At 70.3% G+C, this 18422-nt stretch carries 20 protein-coding genes; 9 read left to right on the top strand and 11 right to left on the bottom strand.

The window, feature by feature from the left end; all coding sequences use genetic code 11:
• Nucleotides 1-23: 23 nt before the first annotated feature.
• On the top strand, nucleotides 24-392 hold the full coding sequence (locus tag ABZU74_RS10745; protein ID WP_355421017.1) for an SCP2 sterol-binding domain-containing protein: 369 nt from the start codon (nucleotides 24-26) through the stop codon (nucleotides 390-392).
• The gene (locus tag ABZU74_RS10740) at nucleotides 389-2455 is read left to right on the top strand and encodes a glycogen debranching N-terminal domain-containing protein (protein WP_355421015.1); all 2067 of its coding nucleotides are present in this window, start codon (nucleotides 389-391) and stop codon (nucleotides 2453-2455) included. The genes ABZU74_RS10745 and ABZU74_RS10740 overlap by 4 nt, the downstream gene beginning before the upstream one ends.
• A 111-nt stretch (nucleotides 2456-2566) precedes the next feature.
• Here ABZU74_RS10740 and ABZU74_RS10735 read toward each other — a convergent pair whose 3' ends face one another.
• Together ABZU74_RS10735 and ABZU74_RS10730 are read right to left on the bottom strand one after the other, a co-directional pair.
• Complete coding sequence (locus ABZU74_RS10735; RefSeq protein ID WP_355421012.1) at nucleotides 2567-2779, bottom strand: hypothetical protein; 213 nt, start codon at nucleotides 2777-2779, stop codon at nucleotides 2567-2569.
• Between the two features lie 163 nt (nucleotides 2780-2942).
• Nucleotides 2943-3896 carry a helix-turn-helix domain-containing protein gene (locus ABZU74_RS10730; RefSeq protein ID WP_355421010.1) on the bottom strand — a complete coding sequence of 318 codons (954 nt, stop codon included), beginning with the start codon at nucleotides 3894-3896 and terminating at the stop codon, nucleotides 2943-2945.
• 94 nt (nucleotides 3897-3990) lie between these two features.
• On the opposite strand from ABZU74_RS10730, the gene ABZU74_RS10725 reads away from it, so the two are divergent.
• Both ABZU74_RS10725 and ABZU74_RS10720 read left to right on the top strand, forming a co-directional pair.
• Complete coding sequence (locus tag ABZU74_RS10725; protein WP_355421007.1) at nucleotides 3991-5004, top strand: saccharopine dehydrogenase NADP-binding domain-containing protein; 1014 nt, start codon at nucleotides 3991-3993, stop codon at nucleotides 5002-5004.
• Nucleotides 5005-5253: 249 nt separating this feature from the next.
• Nucleotides 5254-6756, top strand: a complete 1503-nt coding sequence (locus ABZU74_RS10720; RefSeq protein ID WP_355421004.1) for a DUF1996 domain-containing protein — start codon at nucleotides 5254-5256, stop codon at nucleotides 6754-6756.
• 87 nt (nucleotides 6757-6843) lie between these two features.
• On the opposite strand, the gene ABZU74_RS10715 is transcribed toward ABZU74_RS10720, so the two are convergent.
• Nucleotides 6844-7344 carry a hypothetical protein gene (locus ABZU74_RS10715; protein ID WP_355421000.1) on the bottom strand — a complete coding sequence of 167 codons (501 nt, stop codon included), beginning with the start codon at nucleotides 7342-7344 and terminating at the stop codon, nucleotides 6844-6846.
• Between the two features lie 129 nt (nucleotides 7345-7473).
• Between ABZU74_RS10715 and ABZU74_RS10710 the strand changes: the two genes are divergently transcribed.
• Nucleotides 7474-8181: a carbonic anhydrase gene (locus ABZU74_RS10710; protein ID WP_355420997.1), complete on the top strand. Its 708-nt coding sequence runs from the start codon at nucleotides 7474-7476 to the stop codon at nucleotides 8179-8181.
• Nucleotides 8182-8186: 5 nt separating this feature from the next.
• On the opposite strand, the gene ABZU74_RS10705 is transcribed toward ABZU74_RS10710, so the two are convergent.
• Complete coding sequence (locus ABZU74_RS10705) at nucleotides 8187-8843, bottom strand: hypothetical protein (protein ID WP_355420994.1); 657 nt, start codon at nucleotides 8841-8843, stop codon at nucleotides 8187-8189.
• Between the two features lie 240 nt (nucleotides 8844-9083).
• On the opposite strand from ABZU74_RS10705, the gene ABZU74_RS10700 reads away from it, so the two are divergent.
• A complete protein-coding gene (locus ABZU74_RS10700) occupies nucleotides 9084-10175 on the top strand; it encodes a winged helix DNA-binding domain-containing protein (RefSeq protein WP_355420992.1) in 1092 nt (363 codons plus the stop codon).
• A 129-nt stretch (nucleotides 10176-10304) separates the two neighbouring features.
• On the opposite strand, the gene ABZU74_RS10695 is transcribed toward ABZU74_RS10700, so the two are convergent.
• The 5 genes from ABZU74_RS10695 to ABZU74_RS10675 all read right to left on the bottom strand — a co-directional run bounded on the left by ABZU74_RS10695 (nucleotide 10305) and on the right by ABZU74_RS10675 (nucleotide 13026).
• Nucleotides 10305-10511 carry a hypothetical protein gene (locus ABZU74_RS10695; RefSeq protein WP_355421416.1) on the bottom strand — a complete coding sequence of 69 codons (207 nt, stop codon included), beginning with the start codon at nucleotides 10509-10511 and terminating at the stop codon, nucleotides 10305-10307.
• A 69-nt stretch (nucleotides 10512-10580) separates the two neighbouring features.
• Complete coding sequence (locus tag ABZU74_RS10690) at nucleotides 10581-11024, bottom strand: peptidase inhibitor family I36 protein (RefSeq protein ID WP_355420989.1); 444 nt, start codon at nucleotides 11022-11024, stop codon at nucleotides 10581-10583.
• A gap of 354 nt (nucleotides 11025-11378) precedes the next feature.
• Nucleotides 11379-11822 (bottom strand): DUF5990 family protein, encoded by a 444-nt coding sequence (locus ABZU74_RS10685; RefSeq protein ID WP_355420986.1) that lies wholly within the window; start codon nucleotides 11820-11822, stop codon nucleotides 11379-11381.
• Between the two features lie 26 nt (nucleotides 11823-11848).
• The gene (locus ABZU74_RS10680; protein WP_355420983.1) at nucleotides 11849-12445 is read right to left on the bottom strand and encodes a TMEM175 family protein; all 597 of its coding nucleotides are present in this window, start codon (nucleotides 12443-12445) and stop codon (nucleotides 11849-11851) included.
• A gap of 110 nt (nucleotides 12446-12555) precedes the next feature.
• Entirely contained in the window at nucleotides 12556-13026 is a 471-nt protein-coding gene (locus ABZU74_RS10675; protein WP_355420980.1) for a hypothetical protein, read from the bottom strand.
• 155 nt (nucleotides 13027-13181) lie between these two features.
• On the opposite strand from ABZU74_RS10675, the gene ABZU74_RS10670 reads away from it, so the two are divergent.
• From ABZU74_RS10670 to bla, 3 genes are all read left to right on the top strand, one after another.
• A complete protein-coding gene (locus tag ABZU74_RS10670) occupies nucleotides 13182-13883 on the top strand; it encodes a DUF4396 domain-containing protein (protein ID WP_355420977.1) in 702 nt (233 codons plus the stop codon).
• Between the two features lie 173 nt (nucleotides 13884-14056).
• Complete coding sequence (gene rph / locus ABZU74_RS10665; RefSeq protein ID WP_355420975.1) at nucleotides 14057-16675, top strand: rifamycin-inactivating phosphotransferase; 2619 nt, start codon at nucleotides 14057-14059, stop codon at nucleotides 16673-16675.
• A 26-nt stretch (nucleotides 16676-16701) separates the two neighbouring features.
• Nucleotides 16702-17619, top strand: coding sequence for a class A beta-lactamase (gene bla, locus ABZU74_RS10660; RefSeq protein ID WP_355420972.1), 918 nt, complete (start codon nucleotides 16702-16704; stop codon nucleotides 17617-17619).
• A 4-nt stretch (nucleotides 17620-17623) separates the two neighbouring features.
• Here the strand turns inward: bla and ABZU74_RS10655 are convergent, their stop codons facing one another.
• Nucleotides 17624-18190: a dihydrofolate reductase family protein gene (locus tag ABZU74_RS10655; RefSeq protein ID WP_355420969.1), complete on the bottom strand. Its 567-nt coding sequence runs from the start codon at nucleotides 18188-18190 to the stop codon at nucleotides 17624-17626.
• A gap of 57 nt (nucleotides 18191-18247) precedes the next feature.
• The gene (locus ABZU74_RS10650; protein WP_355420966.1) at nucleotides 18248-18415 is read right to left on the bottom strand and encodes a hypothetical protein; all 168 of its coding nucleotides are present in this window, start codon (nucleotides 18413-18415) and stop codon (nucleotides 18248-18250) included.
• Nucleotides 18416-18422 lie beyond the last annotated feature (7 nt).

Here is an 18422-nt window from a genome sequence, read left to right as displayed (position 1 = left end):
TTACCAGCGCCCGAGGAGGTGGGATGTCGGCGACCAGCGCCTTCTTCGAGCGGTTGACGGTCGCTGGCCAGGATCCGCGGTTCAGCAAGGTCTGTGGCAGCGTGCGATTCGACATCCACGACAACGGCCACCTGGAGCAGTGGCTGCTGGACATCGATCATGGCCGGATGCGGGTGACCCGGAGCGGCAGCCCCGCCACCACGGTGATCCACGTGTCCGCGCAGCTCGCGGAGGCGATGGCGCGGGGCGAGGTGAACGGGCTGGCGGCGATCACCCGGGGCGAGATCATGGTCGACGGTGACCTCGCCCTGGCGTTGCGCATCGGGCGGCTGTTCCCGCGAGAGCCCGGCCCGCTTCAGCACGACGGCCCCGACAGCGGACGTGACCGATGAGGGACATCGCGGGCACCGCGGCCTGCATCGACGGGAACACCTTCATGGTGTCCGACCCCAGCGGCGACGTGGAGTCGTCCCCGAGCACCCCGGTCGGCCTCTTCGCCGCCGACACCCGCTACCTGTCCCGCTGGCGGCTCACCGTCGACGGCGAGTGCATGACCGCGCTGTCGGCGGACGACAGCCAGTACTTCGAGGTCACCTTCTTCGTGGTGCCGGGCGCGGCGGTGGACTACGTGGAGGCCGACGTGTCGGCCATTCGGCGCAGGCGCATCGGCCCGGACCTCACCGAGTCACTGACGATCTTCAACTACGGCGAGCGCGACATGACGCTCGACGTACGCCTGGAGGTGGCGGCCGACTTCGCCGACATCTTCGAGATCAAGTTCGACATCGGCGACAAGACCGGCGCGCACTACACGCACGTCGGCCCGAACGAACTGCGGCTGGGCTATCGGCGGGGCACCTACCGACGTGAGGTTGTCGTGTCGGCGAGTGAGCCCGCCGAGTTCGACCCGGGGGGCCTCCGGTTCACCGTCCGGCTGCGCCCCGGCCAGCAGTGGTCCACGCGGCTGCAGGCCGTCATGCTGGCGCTGCGTCCGGACGGCGTCGACCTGCGCGCTGCCCTGCGAGCCCTACGGCCGGACGACTCCACACTGCCCACCAGCGTGCGGGCCTGGGTCGCGGCTGCCCCGACCCTGGACACCGACACCGCCTCCCTCCAGCAGGTCTACCACCGCAGCCTGGTGGACCTGGCGGCGCTGCGTTTCGCCCCGCTCTCGCTGGGCGGCGCGAGCGTGCCCGCCGCCGGGTTGCCCTGGTTCATGACCCTGTTCGGCCGGGACAGCCTGTTGACCTGCTTGCAGACCCTGCCCGTCACGCCGTCGCTGACCCCGCCGACACTGCGGATCCTCGCGTCGCTACAGGGCGCCCGGACCGACGACGTGTTGGAGGAGGACCCGGGTCGGATCCTGCACGAGCTGCGCTACGGGGAGTCGGCCGCGTTCGAGGAGCAGCCGCACTCCCCCTACTACGGCACTGTGGACGCCTCACCGCTGTTCGTGGTGCTGCTCGACGAGTACGAGCGGTGGAGCGGCGACACCGCGTTGGTGATGGAGTTGGAGCAGGAGGCCCGCGCGGCGCTGGCCTGGATCGACCAGTACGCGGATCTGACCTCCACCGGCTATATCTGGTACCAGCGACGCAACCGCGCCACCGGCCTGGACAACCAGTGCTGGAAGGACTCGTGGGACAGCATCTCCTACGCCGACGGTCGGCTGCCGGGTTTCCCGAGGGCCACCTGCGAAACCCAGGGGTACGCCTACGACGCCAAGATCCGAGGGGCACGGCTGGCCCGTACCTTCTGGGGTGATCCTGCCTTCGCCGATCAACTGGAGAGCGAGGCGGCGGCCCTGTACGAGCGGTTCAACAGGGACTTCTGGCTGGAGGACCGCGGCTTCTACGCCCTCGCGCTCGACCACGACGGCACTCCCGTGGACAGCCTGTCGTCCAACATCGGGCACCTGTTGTGGAGCGGCATCGTGCCACCGGAGCGGGCGTCGCGGGTCGTCGAGCACCTGATGGGTCCAGCGCTCTTCTCCGGTTGGGGGGTGCGGACGTTCGCCGAGGGGCAGCGCCGCTACAACCCGCTCGGCTACCACAACGGCACGGTCTGGCCGTTCGACAACTCGTTCATCGCCTGGGGTCTGCGCCGGTACGGGTTCGCCAACGAGGCGGCCCGCATCGCCGAGGGCATCCTCTCCGCCGCCACCTACTTCGAGGGCCGGCTACCCGAGGCGTTCGGCGGGTTCGATCGCGACACCACCCGTTTTCCGGTGCGGTACCCGACCGCCGGCAGCCCGCAGGCGTGGTCCAGTGGAGCCTGCATGCTGCTGATCCGCACCATGCTCGGCATCAACCCGCACGAGGATCACCTGGCCGTGGACCCGGCGCTACCCGCCACCTTCGGGCGGATCGCGCTCCTGGACATCCCCGGCCGTTGGGGCAAGCGCGACGCGTTCGCCCGCCAACGCCCCGACAGCGCCAACGGCACGTCCAGCTGACGATGAAACCACCGTGGGTGCGCGTCTGCCTCAGCCAGTCGAGCCAGGTCACCCACAGCTCGTCGGTCTCCCACTCGGCGCGCAGGCTCGTCGGCGACGCGTCGTAGAGAATCAACGCCTGCTCGATCTCGGTCGCGCCACCACCCGGGGGCCGTTGCTCGTCAGCTTGAACTCGGGGATCCCCACCTTTCCGAGGCTGGTCTGCGCGGCTGCCGCCCGTTCGGCCGCGTTGTAGGCGTCGCGTCGGTGCTGATCGTTGCGCCAGTCGTCGAAGCTGTCGAACGCCCAGTCCGGAACGGGCTGCGGCGTCGCCTGGTAGGTCATGCCGGCCCACCGCATGCGGTCGGGGCGGGTTCGGGCAGATCGACGTGTTCGAAGCTGTAGCCCAACAGACCCCGACAGACGTGCAGAGCAGGAGTTCGGCATTCTGCCCGACCCCGACCCCGACCCCGACCAGCGACGCCCGACGCGCATACCCGGTCAGGGCTCAACCGGTGGCAGGCCCGGTGGCCCGGAAGGTGCGCCGGTATGCGTCCGGCGGCACACCGACGGTGCGGTGGAAGTGTCGACGCAGCGTCGCGGCGGTGCCCATGCCGGCCGCCTCGGCGACGGCGTCGATGCTGTCTTCGGTTTGCTCCAGCAACTCCTGAGCGCGGCGGATGCGCTGCGTCGACAGCCAGAGCAGTGGGGTGGTGCCGGTGACCGACCGGAAGTGGCGGGCCAGGTTGCGGGAGCTCATGTTCGCCTGCCGGGCCAGGTCCTCGACGGTCAACGGCCGGTCCAGGCGAGCCAGCACCCAGGGGAACAGGGTGGCCAGCGGGTGATCGCCACGGGCGGGCACCGGGGTGGTGAGGTACTGGGCCTGCCCGCCGGCGCGGTGCGGTGGCACGACCAGGCGGCGGGCGACGGCATTGGCGACGGTCGAGCCGTGGTCGCGGCGGATCAGGTGCAGGCAGAGGTCGATCGCGGCGGCCTTGCCGGCGGAGGCGAGCACGGTGCCGTTGTCGACGTAGAGCACGTCCGGATCGACCCGTACCCGGGGATGGCGGGCGGCCAGCGCCTCGGTGTGGGCCCAGTGCGTGGTGGCCCGCAGCCCGTCGAGCACCCCGGCGGCGGCCAGCACAAACGCGCCGGTGCACAGCGAGACCATCCGGGCGCCGGCCCGGTGGGCCGCGCGGACGGCGTCGAGCAGGTCGGGGGGTAGGTCCGCGTCGACGTCCTCGACCGACGGGACGATCACGGTGTCGGCGCGGGCCAGGCGGTCCAGCCCGTCGTCGGGCGCCACCAGGAAGCGGCCGACCCGGACCGGGCCGGGGCCGCAGACCACCACGTCGTACCAGGGGTCGGCCAGGCCGGAGGGGTCGTGGGCGAAGACCTCGCAGGCCAGGGCCAGCTCGAAGTGCAGCATCCCGTCGGTGGCGGCGATCGCGACAAGGGCCATGTCCGAAACTGTACGGGGGTTGGCGTTCCCGACACTGGTCGGCCGCCGACCGCTGCACGAGGCTGGTCCCAGTCGATCTTTCGAGGGGGCATCCATGGGTGACCAGGTGGCGGTGTTCGGGGCATACGGGCACACCGGACGGTTCGTGGTGACGGAGTTGCGCGAGCACGGGTTCGGTGCGCTGCCGGTGGGCCGCGACGCACGCAGGCTGGACGCGTTCGGACTCGCCTACCGGGTGGCGTCGGCCGACGATCCGGCCGCGCTCGACGTGGCGCTGACCGGCGTGGACGCTGTCATCAACTGCGCCGGCCCGTTCGCGTCGACCGCCAGCGGCGTGATCGAGGCCGCGCTGCGCGCCGGGATCCCGTACGTGGACGTGGCAGCCGAGATCGAGGCCAACCTCGACACGTTCGCGCACTTCACCGAGCGCGCCCGCGCGGCAGGTGTCGCGGTGGTCCCGGCGATGGCCTTCTTCGGTGGGCTCGGTGACCTGCTCGCGACGACGGCGATGGGCGACTGGACGTCGGCCGACGAGGCGCACGTCGCGTACGGACTGAGCAGCTGGCACCCGACGGCCGGGACGGTCGCGGCGGGGGCCGTCTCCCGCGAGCGCCGTGCCGGCCGCCGGGTCCGCTACACCGGCGGCCGGTTGGAGTACCACTCCGGCGAGCGGGATCTGCCGAGGCTGGACTGGGACTTTCCCGCACCGCTGGGCCGTCGCACAGTCCTCGGGGAGTTCACCATGGCCGACGTCGTCACCATCCCCCGGCACCTGGCCATTCCCGAGATCCGCACGTACATGACCATCGACGCCGCCACCGACCTGGCCGCCGCGGCCGCGCCGGTCGCGGTCGACGAGCGGGGCCGGTCAGCGCAGACGTTCACTGTCGACGTCGTCGTGCGTCGCGGCGACACGCGCCGCCGCGTCGTGGCCAGCGGCCGGGACATCTACGCCGTGAGCGCGCCCCTGGCCGTGGAGGCGGTCCGGCGCATCCTCGACGGTCGGACGAGGGCGAGTGGCGTCGCATCCGCCGGTGAGATGTTCGACGCGCCCGACCTCCTGCGCGCGCTGTCGCCAACCGTCACCGTCGAACCGGTCAGTGAGTGAGGCCGATAATTCGGCCACAATTCGTTACTCGAAATCCGTAATCCCGGCACCAGAACCGGACGGCAGGACTTAATAAAGAATTAAGACTGTACGCGATAAAAATTGTCATCCCGAGCCGTCGCGCTGGCTGCCAGGGCACTTGTGGACCGGCCTCCTTAATTCTTTCCCCGCGAGTTGATGAAGGCCCCTGACGTGCACATACTCCATTCGACAGGAGCTTTGTCGTCGACTCGAAGGACATCACTGGTAATGCGGACTCCCCCCGCGCACGTCGCACCGCTGGACCGGGCGCGAAAGCGTCGTCGCCTCGCCCGCATCACGCTCGCCTCCGCAGTCGTCGCCGCACTGGCCGGCAGTGGCATTTACATCGCCGGCGCCCAGGCCGAAGAGGTCGCCGTGCCCGGCCGGGTGCAGGCCGAGGCCTTCGCGGCGCAGGCCGGGGCGCAGACCGAGGGCACCGGCGACGCCGGCGGCGGCCGGAACGTCGGCTGGTTGGCCAGCGGCGACTGGCTGCGCTACGACGGCGTAGCGGTGACGGGCGTCGACCTGACGGCCCGGGTCTCCTCGCACAACGCCGCCGGCGGCACCGTCGAGTTGCGCCTCGGCGCGCAGGACGGTCAACTACTGGCCAGCTTCCCGATCGCGCACACCGGTGGCTGGCAGAGATGGACGACCGTCACCGCGAAGGCGTCCGCCGTGCCGGCGGGCGCCCAGACCGTCTTCGCCGTCATGAAGAGCACCTCGACGGCGGACTTCGTGAACCTGAACTGGTTCACGTTCGGCCCGGCGGCCGGCACCTCGGCGAGCGCGTCGGTCACGCCGAGCGGGTCGCCGACGCCGAGCGCCTCGGCCACGCCGAGTTCGACCCCGTCGGCGTCCGTCCCGCCGGGCGCACCGACCGGCGCCTGGGTGCCGGTCGACCAGGCCACGTGGGGCAGGGAACTGGCCGCCTTCAACGCCATCAAGCCGAAGCCGGTGCCCCCGGGCACCACCCGGGTTCCCGAGTTCCACACCGACTGCGGCGTCGCGAACTCGGCCCCGGACGACCCGATCGTCCTGCCTGGCCTCTCGGGCGCCTCACACATGCACACCTTCTTCGGCCCGAAGGTCGACGCCTTCACCACGACGGACAAGCTGTTCGCCGCCGCGAACACCTGCAACGCCCCCGGGGACAAGAGCGCCTACTGGACCCCGGAGCTGCGCAAGGACGGCAAGGCCGTGCCGATCAAGAGCATGCGCGTCTACTACGGCTCGCGGGTCAAGGACCCGTCGACCGTCAAGCCCTTCCCGCCGGGCCTGGTGGTGGTCGAGGGCGACGCCAAGCGGCAGGTGGACACTCCGAAGAACGCCGGAAGCAACCAGTTCTGGTGCGCGGGCAGCGCCGAGGTCGGCCGCAGCGCCGACGGCAACTGGCCGAGGTGCGCTCCCGGGGGCAATCTGATCTTCCAGCTCGTGTTCAAGGACTGCTGGGACGGCAAGAACATCGACTCACCCGATCACAAGTCGCACATGGGCGACCCGGTGAACGGTGTCTGCACCGGCAAGTACCCGGTGGCCGTGCCGGATCTCTCCTTCATGGTCAACTATAAGTCGCTGGGCGGTGACGGCCTCAGTCTCTCCTCCGGCAAGCCGTCATCGATGCACGGCGACTTCATGAACGCCTGGGAGCCGGAACGTCTCGGTGACCTGGTGAAGTCCTGCCTCAACCAGAACGCCAAGTGCGGCGTCGACACGACCTTCGCCGGCGGCTGACCACCGCCTCCGTTTGCGACGGACGGCCCCCATGCTCAGGCGTGAGGGCCGTCCGTCATCACACCCGACCTGATCGGGCTGCGACGGTCAGAGAACGATGTTGATCCCGTTGGCCTTGCACACGGCGCTGACGTCCTTGCCAGCCTTCTCGAAGGCCGGGTTGTCGGCGGCGGTCGCCGGGTCCGCCGCCGCTGCGGCCTTGGCCGCCTCGGCGCCGAACGTCCGCAGGGCCTCGGCCAACTTACCGTCGCCGGTCGAGGCGACAGTGGTCACCTTCACCTCGAGCCCAGTCAGGATCTTCTTGAAGTCCGCCGCCGACGCGTCGCCAGTCGTGACGACCTTCACCATCTCGGCCCTCATCTCGTCGCTGGCCTTCTTCACCGCCTCGCAGAGCTGCTTGTCGGTCGCCGTGCCCGCCGCGGGTGACGGCGTGGCGGCAGCGGAGGTGGCCACCGCGGACGGGGCGGCGGACGTCGGTGCGGGCGTGGTGGATCCGGCGGTCGTCGCCTTGTCACCGTCACCGCAGGCGGCGAGAGCTGTCGTAACGGCCAGGATCAACATGGCGGAAGCAAGACGGGAAGGTTTCACGGACGCGGACGATAGCCGATGTTCAAACGATGATCAATTTACTCGCTACCGAACCTCGGAACAGCGGTCACCTATGTGGACGGCGGGCTGGTAGGAAGAGACGAGTTGCCTCACCTCAGGGAGATGATCGTGGCACGTTCCCACCTGTCCCGCCGTTCGCTGCTGACCGCCGGTGGCGCCGCCGCCGTGGCGCTCGGCGCGGCCGCGGCCAGCCCGTCCGCCGCCGCCGCGCCAGCCGACAACCCGGTCGATACGCCGGCCGAGGCCCTGCGCCGGCTGCAGGCCGGCAACCGGCGGTTCACCTCCGGCCACGGCCGGCACCCGCACCAGAGCCTGGCCGACCTGCACCGGCTCGCAGCCGGTCAGCACCCGTTCGCCATCACCGTCGGCTGCGCGGACTCCCGGGTGGCCCCCGAGGTGCTCTTCGACCAGGGGCTGGGCGACCTGTTCGACAACCGGGTGGCCGGCAACATCGTCGACGACCTGCTGCTCGGCAGCGTCGAGTTCGCGGTGGAGGAGTTCGGCAGCCTGCTGATCGTCGTCCTCGGCCACGAACGCTGCGGCGCGATCACCGCCACCATCGACGCCATCCACACCGGCGGTACGGCGCCCGGGCACATCGGCACCATCGTGGACGCCCTGCGCCCGATCGTCGAGCCGGTGCTGGACCAGCCCGGTGACCCGGTCGAGAACGGGGTCCGGGCCAACATCGCCGCGCAGGTGCGGGCGCTCAGCGAGCGCAGCACCATCATCGCCGAGAAGGTGCACGAGGGTGCGCTGCGCGTGGTGGGCGCTCGCTACGACCTGGACAACGGGCGGGTTTCCCTGGTGGCCTGAGGCCGTCACCCGATCCTGGGCCACCCGGACGGCGACGCTGGTCGGTCATCCACCGACACCGACCAGCGTCGCCGGTCACGCCGCGGCAGACGGGTACGGCGGTAGTAGGACCAACTGGCCAAGGGCAACGCAATCGTCCAGGCCAGCAGCAGCGGGAGCCCGATCAGGACACCGGGCGGGGTGAAGATGTCCTCCGCGGCAGGATCCGTGAGGTCCGCGGCGAACTGCCAGGGCAGGGTCGCCGAGTAGCCGATCATCACGGCGGATCCCAGCACCGTCGGCGTCAGCGGCACCCACTGTGGCACCCGGCGTCCGCGCAGCCACGGCACCCACCGGGGGAAGACCATTCCCCAGTCACTGATGAGCCCCAGCGCCAGTACGCCGCCGAGCCCGGCGAGGACGCACAGGAGACCCAGGTAGAACGCGCCGGCCGGCAGGCCCAGGAAACCGTCGACGGGGTGATCCCCCACCCCGGGCCCGCGACCGTGGTACCACTCGCGGAACGGACCGGGATTGGCGAACATCGGGATGCCCAGGATCCACGGCACGTGCAGGGGGATGAAGCCCAGCACGGGGACGGTCCACGCCACCTGACCGGCCCGGCGGGCCCAGGGCGGCGGTGGCGGGGCGGGCATCGCGTTCGTACCTGGTGTTCGAGTCACGGCGTCGTCTCCTTGTCAACGGCTGGCGTTGGCACCTCCGAGATCACCGTGGCCGAACGGCGGGATGAGCGGATCGCCGCGCGGAGGGATTCACCTCCCCCTGCCCGGGGATGGTGTCTTTTCGTCACGACAGCGTGTGTGACGAGACCACTTCCCGGCAGCCGGCAACGCTCCGGCCTGGTCGAAGGGGCGTTGCGCGCCTGGGCCCATCGGAAGCGCCGCCCCAACTAGGGTGCGGACATGGTCGATCGGCACCAGGTGATGAACTTCCGGGTCCGGGCCCAGCAGCTGGACCGGGACGAGGGCACGCTCGCCGACACCGCCGTCCTGGACATCGGGGTGCAGAACACCGGTCCGGACGGCGCCCGGTGGGCGCTGGCGGTGCGCGGGGTCGACGTGACCGCGTTGTCCGACCCGGAACTGTCCCTGCTGTGGACCGTACGAGGCGCTCCCCACCTCTACCGCAGGGCCGACGTTGCGAAGGTGGCGGCCGCCGTCGAACCGTTCTCCGAGGCCGACGCGGGCAAGCGCATCTACGACGCCGCGAAGCCGTTGAAGGCCGCCGGCATCGACACCCTCGCGGCCCTGGACGAGATCGCCACCCGGATGCGGGCCATCGTCAGCACGCCGACGGTCAAGGGTGACGTCTCCGGCCGCCTGGCCACGATGCTGCCCGAGCCGTACCTGCGGTTCTGCCGGCCGTGCGACGCCACACATGTCTACGAGATGCCGTTCCGGCTCGCCGCCCTGCGGGCCGGCCTGGAGTTGCAGCTCGACACCTCACCCCCGATCCTGCGACGCATCACCGGGTTCCGGAGAGCAGCCGCTCCGGGTGAGCGTTTCGACGTCATCCGCGCGTACCTTCGCCTGCTCGGCCCGGCCACCCCGAAGCAGGTGGCCGACTATCTCGACGCCCCGGTGAGGGACGTGAAGGCGCACTGGCCCGACGATGTGATCGAGGTGACTGTCGACCGCGAGGTGCGTTCCCTGCTGACCGCCGACGAGGAGGCGCTGGAGTCGGCCGACGGCCGGGGCATCCGCCTGCTCGGCCCGTTCGACCTGTTCCTTCAGGCCAAGGACCGGGAAACCCTGGTGCCGGACGCCGCCCACGCCAAGGACCTGTGGCCGGTGTTGGGTCGGCCCGGCGCCGTCCTGGTCGACGGCGAACTGGTCGGCACCTGGCGCCCCCGCAAGTCCGGCAAGACGTTCACCGTCGCCGTCCAGCCGTGGCACCGGCTGTCGCACACCACCAGTAAGGCCATCACCGCGCAGGCCGAGCGCCTCGCCGCGTACCGCGCCGTCTCCCTCAGTGGCGTCGACTTCGGCGGCTAGTGCGCTGACCACGAACGTTCACGGTGTTGGAGACACGCCGCTCAGCCTCCGAGGTGGGCGCCGTGTGTGCGTTCAGGCCGTGCCGGTGGCAGAACCTGTGCGTGTGCGGCGGTTGTCCGACCAGGAAGGTCAGCAGCTGCTGCGAATAGCCAGACGAGGGACCGGATCGGCGATCCGGTTGCGGCGGGCGATGGTCGTGCTCGCCTCGGCCGGCGGCAACACCGTGCCGGCGATCGCAAGGCTGGTCCAAGCCGGTGACGCAACGCCAACGCCCGACACCCAGACGTCCTCGCCGCACAACGCCGCGAGCGCGCTCGCATCCGCTCCGAACGCCAACGACGATGGGGTCAGCCCGCCGTACGAACGGCAGCCTGACCCACACCGTGAACGTTCGTGGTCAGAGCACTAGCAGGGCTTGGCGTACCAGTACGGGTCGAATTCCACCCAGCTTGCGCCGGCTCCGTCCACGAAGCCGTGGGCTTCATTGCCGTTCTGGTCCAGCAGATAGGCCCAGTAGCTCGGAGTCTGGTTGTTGTAGACGGACCCCCAGCCGTTCCAGTTGAACAGCGCGTAGTTGCCACAGGCGTAGATCACGAACATGCGGCCGCGGAAGTCGCCCTCGGTGTAGAGGCACAGGGCGGTGTAGGGGCAGGAGCCAGCGGTCTGCGAGGAGATTCCGGAAACGCTTGCGTTGTTGTTGTCGTCGGGGCCGGCCTGGATGGTCTGCGCGGAGATTCCGGCAACGCTCGCGCGGTTGCCGTCGTCGGGGTTGGCGTGGGCGGCCGAGGGCACCGTGAGGGTGGCGACGACAGCGGCGAGTGCGGCGATGAGGAACAGCCGTGGTTTCATGCGACTAGAGTGATCGTTACATCACACTGCGTCAATGTTCTCGATCTGTGGGGAAAATAACGCATGCGTACCGTTCTCGTGAATCGGGCTCGTGCCCAGCTCACCCGGGTGCTGACGGGCCCGCCGCCACAGCCCCACCAGACACAGGACCGGGCCCCCCAACCATCAACACCCACCGCGTGTTCGCCGTCGTCGGCCACGGTGCCGGCGAGAGGGTGGAAGCCTCGCCACCTTCCCAAACCGCCGCGCCCGCACCGGAACAGCCAACCAACCCACACCGTCCGGACGGATGCCACCCGGCGTGTCACCAACCCGGTGAACGTTCATGGACAACGCACTAGCCGGCGACGGCGCTCACTCCACCGCCCAGGCGATGGCGGGCGGGTGCATCCGAGCGCAGACAGGCTCACCGGCGGCATCGGTCAGCCCGACCCGGCCGACAAGCGTCCCGTTGCCCTCGTGGGCGGCGCGCAGCAGCTCGGTCGGGACGTCGGTGAACATCAGCTTCGCCCGTCGGAACATGGCGAAGCCGTCCCGGGTCACCGCGCCCCAGCTCAGATACAGAAACCGTGCTCCGGGGCGGCCGTGCACCCAGGGGCCTCCGACGTCGAGCGTCCCGTCGATCTCACGGCTGGACACCTCCAGGGACCAGGTGGCGCTGGCCGCGTCGGCCGGCACCCGGTCGACCACCTCGGCCTTGCGCTGAACCCCGACGTGCACGTTGCCCAGCCGCAGCGCGTCGGCCTGCGCACCGGGGCGCTGACCTGGGAGATCGCTGCCGTCGATCCTGATCCGCATGGCACCGACTCTAGTTTCCTGGCCGTTCAGGCGGGTTGCTCGGCGGTGTCGTCCTCGCCGTACTCGCCGCGGATGGGCAGGTAGTAGGCGGGCAGGAAGGCGGCGATGATGGCGACGCCGGCGATCGGCACGAACGCGCCGACGAGGATGCCGGAGCCGATCCAGAGCAGCGCGAGCGCGAACCGGCGGCCGATGGCCCGCGCACCGACGGGACCGAGGCCGGAGTCCAGCAGTTCGGCCCGCCGGAGGTGGGCCCACACGATGTTGAAGAGGGCCGCCGCCGTCCACAGTGTGCCGCCGTAGACGACGACCGACGCCCGCAGCCCCTGCTCCGCTCGCAACGCCTCGGCGAGCAGTGACGTGGAGAACGGCAGGAACGCGATGACCATCAGAAGCAACGTGTTGAGGAACAGGACCCCTCGGTCGACATGCCGGACGCGGTCGAACATGACGTGGTGATTCACCCACACCTGCCCGATGAGCAGGAAGCTCAGCGTGTACGCCAGGTAGGACGGCCACAGCGCACCGAGCCCCTGGACGAGGTTCCCGAAGTCGTGGGGCGGTTGGATCTCCAGCACCAGGAGCGTCACGGCGATCGCGAAGACACCGTCGCTGAACGTCATCAGCCGGGATGGACTGCGACTGAGCCGTGGACTTTCCCTTTGGGGAGGCACATCCCAAATTATGCTGAACTGCGACTGACCGTGGCGGGCAAGTCCTGACGCTGACGGGCCTAGGTGATCGCAAAGAGACGGTCAGCGGGATCCACGACGGCGGCCAGCACCGCTCCCGGCACGAGCGACGAATCGTCCGGACGGATCGTGTCAACCTCGAACGGGGTGAACCCCGGCCCACTGATCCGCAGGCGGAGCTCCAGCCCAGGATTCTCGCCATCCAGGTGGTTCGCCACGGCGAGAACCTCCGCCGTCGCGGCGACGCCGGCCGCGGCCAACCGCCGCGTGTCGCGACGCGAACGGGCGACCACCCGCCAACCGAAGACGCCGAACCCGACACCGACGGCTGTCGCCAGGACGCCACCGGCCAGCAGACCCCAGAAATCGGTGGACGACGGCGGTGGGTCCAGCGTCACGGCGGCGGCGAGCAGGACCGGTCCGGGCAGGCAGATGGCCAGGAACACGAATCGGCTGAGCAGCGCGCCGATCGGACCGACGCGCGCTTCCGCTTCGCGAGAGGCACTCGTCACCCTCGCACCGTAGTGCAGCGGCAGGCTGGTTCACTCCCCCGTCCAGCCGAGGTCGGAAGGGTGAATACGTCCGCGCCGACGCGCGAGAACGCCCGATCCGCCGATCCGAACGCGTACGACATGAAAGACTCGCCCGGCGCGCTGAAGGGACGGGAATGCAACCAACCTGGCTCGTGGCGCTCTCGTGGGCCTCGCTCGCGGTCGGCGTCGTCAGCTTCGCGGTCGTCCTGGCCGACACCTATCTTCGCGGGCACCGTCAGCCGGTCCGGGTCATGGAGATCGTCTGGCCCGTGACCGTCCTCTACATCGGCCCGGCCGCCGTCCGCCTCTACTGGAACTGGGGCAGACCCGAGGCGTTCTCGCGACGGCGGCAGGAGGGTGAACCGCGACGGCCCCGCCGGGGCATCGTCGTCACCCACGTGTCCCGCTGCGGCGCCCACTGCGCGCTCGGCTTCGTCGTCGCCGAGGTCGCCCTGTACGCCGTGAGATTCGACGCGGGCGAGGACCCGCTGTGGGTCGCCTACGCCGGCGACTATCTGATGGCGGTGACGATCGCCGTTCTCTTCCGGTACTTCGCCGGGCCGGGGCGCCGCCTCGGGAAGGTCTGGCACGCACTGTCGAGCGTCGGCAGGATCGAGCTGCTGACCATCACCGCGTTCGAGGTGACGTTGTTCGCGTGGCTGACGCTCGCGCATCGCGTGGTCTTTCCGGAGCCACCCCTGCGACCCGACAGCCCGACGTTCTGGTTCGCCGGCCAGCTCGGGCTGATAGCTGGCTTCCTCGCGGCCTGGCCCACCGCCTCCTGGCAGCTCGGCCGAGGGCTGAGAATCGAGCCGCGCCGACTCCCCGACGACTGAGCGGCCGCATCCCACGGCCCGCCCGACAAGAAGCGGCAAGGAGATGACTCCCCCTGCCACTTCTAACATATATCGCACCTGGGGGCTTGCGGCAAGACCCTGGTCGTGGCGCAGAATCGGCGGCCGGACCAGCACAAACGAGGTAACGGGGGCGCGACGTGGGTGTGTTGTCGATGGACGAGGGCCGCGGCGACCGGGTGCCGCTGTTGGATCTTCGAGAGGTCGACGAGACGCAGGTGTCGGTCGTCGGCGGCAAGGCCGCGCACCTGGGCGCGCTGTCCCGGATCGACGGCATCCGCGTGCCGGCCGGGTTCTGCGTGACGACGGACGCCTTCCGACAGGTCATGGCGCAGACGCCGTCGATCGACGACCAGCTCGGTCAGCTGTCGCGTCTGAGCCCGGACGACCGGGAGGCGATTCGTACGCTCAGCGCGGAGATCCGCCGCAGCGTCGAGGAGACCGCGATTCCGGGCGACCTGGCCGCCGCGATCACCGGCGCGCTCGCCCGGTTCGGTGAGCGGGCCGCCTACGCCGTGCGGTCCAGCGCGACGGCGGAGGACACGCCCACGGCATCCTTCGCCGGGCAGCAGGACACCTACCTGAACGTGGTGGGGCCGGAGGCGATCCTGCGGCAGGTCAGCCGGTGCTGGGCGTCGCTGTTCACCGAGCGGGCCGTCATCTACCGCCTGCGCAACGGCATCGACCACCGTACGGTCCAGATGGCTGTCGTCGTACAGCGGATGGTTTTTCCGGATGCCTCCGGCATCCTGTTCACGGCGGACCCGGTGACGGGCAACCGGACTGTCGCGACCGTGGACGCCAGCTTCGGCCTCGGCGAGGCCCTGGTGTCCGGCCTGGTGAACCCGGACGTCTTCACTGTGCGCGACGGTGAGGTCGTCGCGGGCACGGTCGCCGCCAAGCAGCGCGCCGTCGCCGCCGTGCCCGGCGGCGGAACGCGGGAAGTGGCGATCGACCCGCAGCGGCAGGAGCAGCCGGCACTGACGCAGGCGCAGGTGGTGCGACTGGTGCGGCTCGGGCGACGGATCGAGGCGCACTTCGGCCGCCCGCAGGACATCGAGTGGTGCCTGGTCGACGACGACTTCCAGATCGTGCAGAGCCGGCCGATCACCACGCTGTTCCCCATCCCGGCGGCCGATGACCAGGAGAACCACGTCTACCTCTCGGTCGGTCACCAGCAGATGATGACCGACGCCATGCGGCCGCTGGGACTCTCCATGTGGCAGTTGACCGCGATGGCCCCGATGCGGGAGGCCGCCGGGAGGTTGTTCGTCGACGCGACCCGGCTGCTGGCCTCGCCGGCGAGCCGCGCCGGCTTCCTGGAGATGGTCGGGAAGTCCGATCCGCTGACGAAGGACGCGTTGGAGACGCTTCTCGACCGCCCGGACTTCGTTCCAACGACGCTACCGGGCGGCGACGGTGGTGGTCCGGCGAGGCTGACGACCGGCGGCGCGTCGATCGAGACCGACCCGGCCGTCGTGACCGAGCTGATCGAGCGCAGCGAGGCGTCCATCGCCGCCCTGCGGCGCGACATCGCGACGGTGACCGGTACGGCGCTGTTCGACTTCCTGCTGGAAGCCTTCCAGGAGCACAAGCGGGTCCTCGGCGATCCGTTGAACATGCAGGCGATCATGGCGGGCATGGAGGCCACCTGGTGGCTCAACGACCGGCTGAGTGAGTGGCTGGGCGAGAAGAACGCCGCGGACACCCTCACCCTCTCCGCCCCCGGCAACGTCACCTCGGAGATGGGGCTGGCGCTGCTCGACGTCGCCGACGTGATCCGTCCCCATCCGGAGGTGGTGGCGTTCCTGCAAGGTGTCACGCACGACGACTTCCTCGACGAGCTGCCGAAGCTCGCGGGCGGGGCCGAGGCGCGCGCCGCCATCGAGGCGTACCTCGACCGGTACGGCATGCGCTGCGTCGGCGAGATCGACATCACCAGACCGCGGTGGAGCGAACGCCCCAGCACCCTCCTGCCCGTGCTCCTCGACAACGTCAAGCTCTTCGAGCCGGGCGCGGCCCGGCGGCGCTTCGAGCAGGGCCGGCAGCAGGCGCAGCAGAAGGCGCAGGAGGTGTTGAGGCGCCTGCGGGCGCTGCCGGACGGGGAGCAGAAGGCCGACGAGACCGCGCGGATGATCGACCGGGTACGGACCTTCATCGGCTACCGGGAGTACCCGAAGTACGACATCGTCACTCGCTACTTCGTCTACAAGCAGGCCCTGATGGCGGAGGCCGAGCGGCTGGTGCGCGCCGGTGTGCTCGCCGAGACCGCAGACGTCTTCTACCTCACGTTCCAGGAGTTCCACGAGGCCGTGCGCACGCACCGGGTGGACGACGAGCTGATCCGGCAGCGCCGGGACGCGTTCCGGTCGTACGAGGCGCTCACCCCGCCCCGGGTGCTGACCTCCGACGGCGAGGCCATCACCGGGGCGTACCGACGCGACGACGTGCCGGCCGGCGCCCTGGCCGGTGTGCCGGTGTCCGCCGGGACGGTCAAAGGGCGCGCCCGCGTCATCCTGGACATGGCGCAGGCCGACCTCGAAGCGGGCGACATCCTTGTCACGGCCCACACGGATCCGAGCTGGACGCCCCTGTTCGTCGGCATCGCCGGCCTGGTGACGGAGGTCGGCGGGTTGATGACGCACGGCGCGGTGATCGCGAGGGAGTATGGCCTGCCGGCTGTCGTCAGCGTGCTCGACGCCACCCGGCTCATTCGCGACGGGCAGCGGATCCGCGTGCACGGCAGCGACGGGTACGTCGAGATCCTGCCCTGACCGACGGCGCTTGAGGAGGAACGACGATGGCGGTGTCCGTCCGACGGCTGGCGACCATGGTGGTCACGGCGTCGACACTCGTCTCGCTGGCGGCGTGCAGCAGCGGCGGCGACGCCACCGAGACGCGGACGACGCCGAGCCCGGAGGTGACGCTCGCGCCGTCGCTGGCCGCCGATGGGGAGTTCCGGCGGTTGGAGGAGCAGTTCGGGGCGCGGCTGGGCATCTACGCCGTCGACACGGGCAGCGGCCGCATTGTGGAGTACCGCCCCGACGAGCGGTTCGCGTACGCCTCGACCTGGAAGGCGCTGGCCGCCGCCGAGGTGCTCGACGGCACCACCGACGCCCAACTCGCTCGGGTGGTGCGCTACTCGGCGCAGGACCTGGTGGCGCACTCCCCCGTCACCGAGAAGCACGTCGGCGAGGGCATGAGCCTGCGCGCCCTCGCCGACGCCGCCGTGCGCTACAGCGACAACACGGCCGGCAATCTGCTGCTGCGTCATCTCGGCGGGCCGGCGGGGTTCGAGTCGAAGCTTCGGGCAATCGGCGACACGGTCACCGACGCCGCCCGCTACGAGACCGCGCTGAACGAGGGAACACCTGGCGACAGGCGGGACACCAGCACCGCGCGGGCCCTGGCCGGCGACCTCCGGGCGTACACAGTGGGGGAAGCGCTGGAACCGGCGGACCGTGACGTGCTGCGCGGCTGGCTGCGGGGCAACACCACAGGCGCGGCGCTGGTCCGCGCCGGGGTGCCGGCCGGCTGGGTGGTCGGGGACAAGACCGGGACCGGCGGGTACGGCACCCGCAACGACATCGCGGTGATCTGGCCGCCGGACCGGGCCCCGATCGTGCTCGCGGTGCTGTCCAGCCGCGACACGAAGGACGCCACCCCCGACGACTCCCTCATCGCCCAGGCCACCCGAGTGGTCGTCGCCCACCTGTGAGCGCCTAGGCGCTGTGGTATTTCAGCAGCACGACCCCGGAGGCGAAGGGTTCGGCGGACACCAGCTCCAGTCGTGCCGGCGGTTGATCACCGTCGAACAGCGCCTTGCCCCGACGGAGGAACACGGGATGCACCAGGAGGTGCAGCTCGTCGATGAGCCGGAGGTCGGCGAGGGACCGGATCAGTGTGAGGCTGCCGTAGACTACGATGTCGCCGCCGGGCCCACGTTTGAGTGCGGTGATCTCGTCGGGGTCGAGGCGGGTGAGCCGTCGGGTGTTCGTCCAGGTCGCGGTGTCGCCCGAGGCGGAGACGACGATCTTTTCCAACGCGTCGAGCCGCTGGGCGTATCCCCGTACGTCGTCCGGCTGGTCGGGGTCCTGGGCGACCAGCGGCCAGTGGCCGGCGAAGTCGGCGTGCGTGACCCGGCCCAGCATCAGGCTGCCGGCGTTGTCCACCAGGTCCCACTCGTACTTCTGTAGGTGGTCGTCGATCAGCAGCCAGTCCATCTCGTCGTCGGAGCCGGCGACGAATCCGTCCAGGGTGGTCCACATCGACACGACAATGTTGCGCAACGTCGTCCTCCGTCATGGTGCGGTGAGCCCCGGGGATCCGGGTCCTCGGGGTGCTGACTACTGGCCGCCGCCGAGCGCGGCTCGGACGGGTTCCGGTGTCCGAGCCGGGAAACGCTCCTGGAAGTCGACGACTCCGACCCAGGTGGGGCGCAGGCCGATGCGGACCATCCGCAGGCCCGGTGTGTCGATCGCGGTGAGGTAGGCGTTGCCCGCCTCGTCGCCCATCCCCGCG

Source organism: Micromonospora sp. NPDC005171 (assembly GCF_040608575.1).
Classification (GTDB): Bacteria; Actinomycetota; Actinomycetes; order Mycobacteriales; family Micromonosporaceae; genus Micromonospora.
Note: the sequence above shows the minus strand (reverse complement) of the source record. Positions and strands in the feature narration are given on the sequence as shown.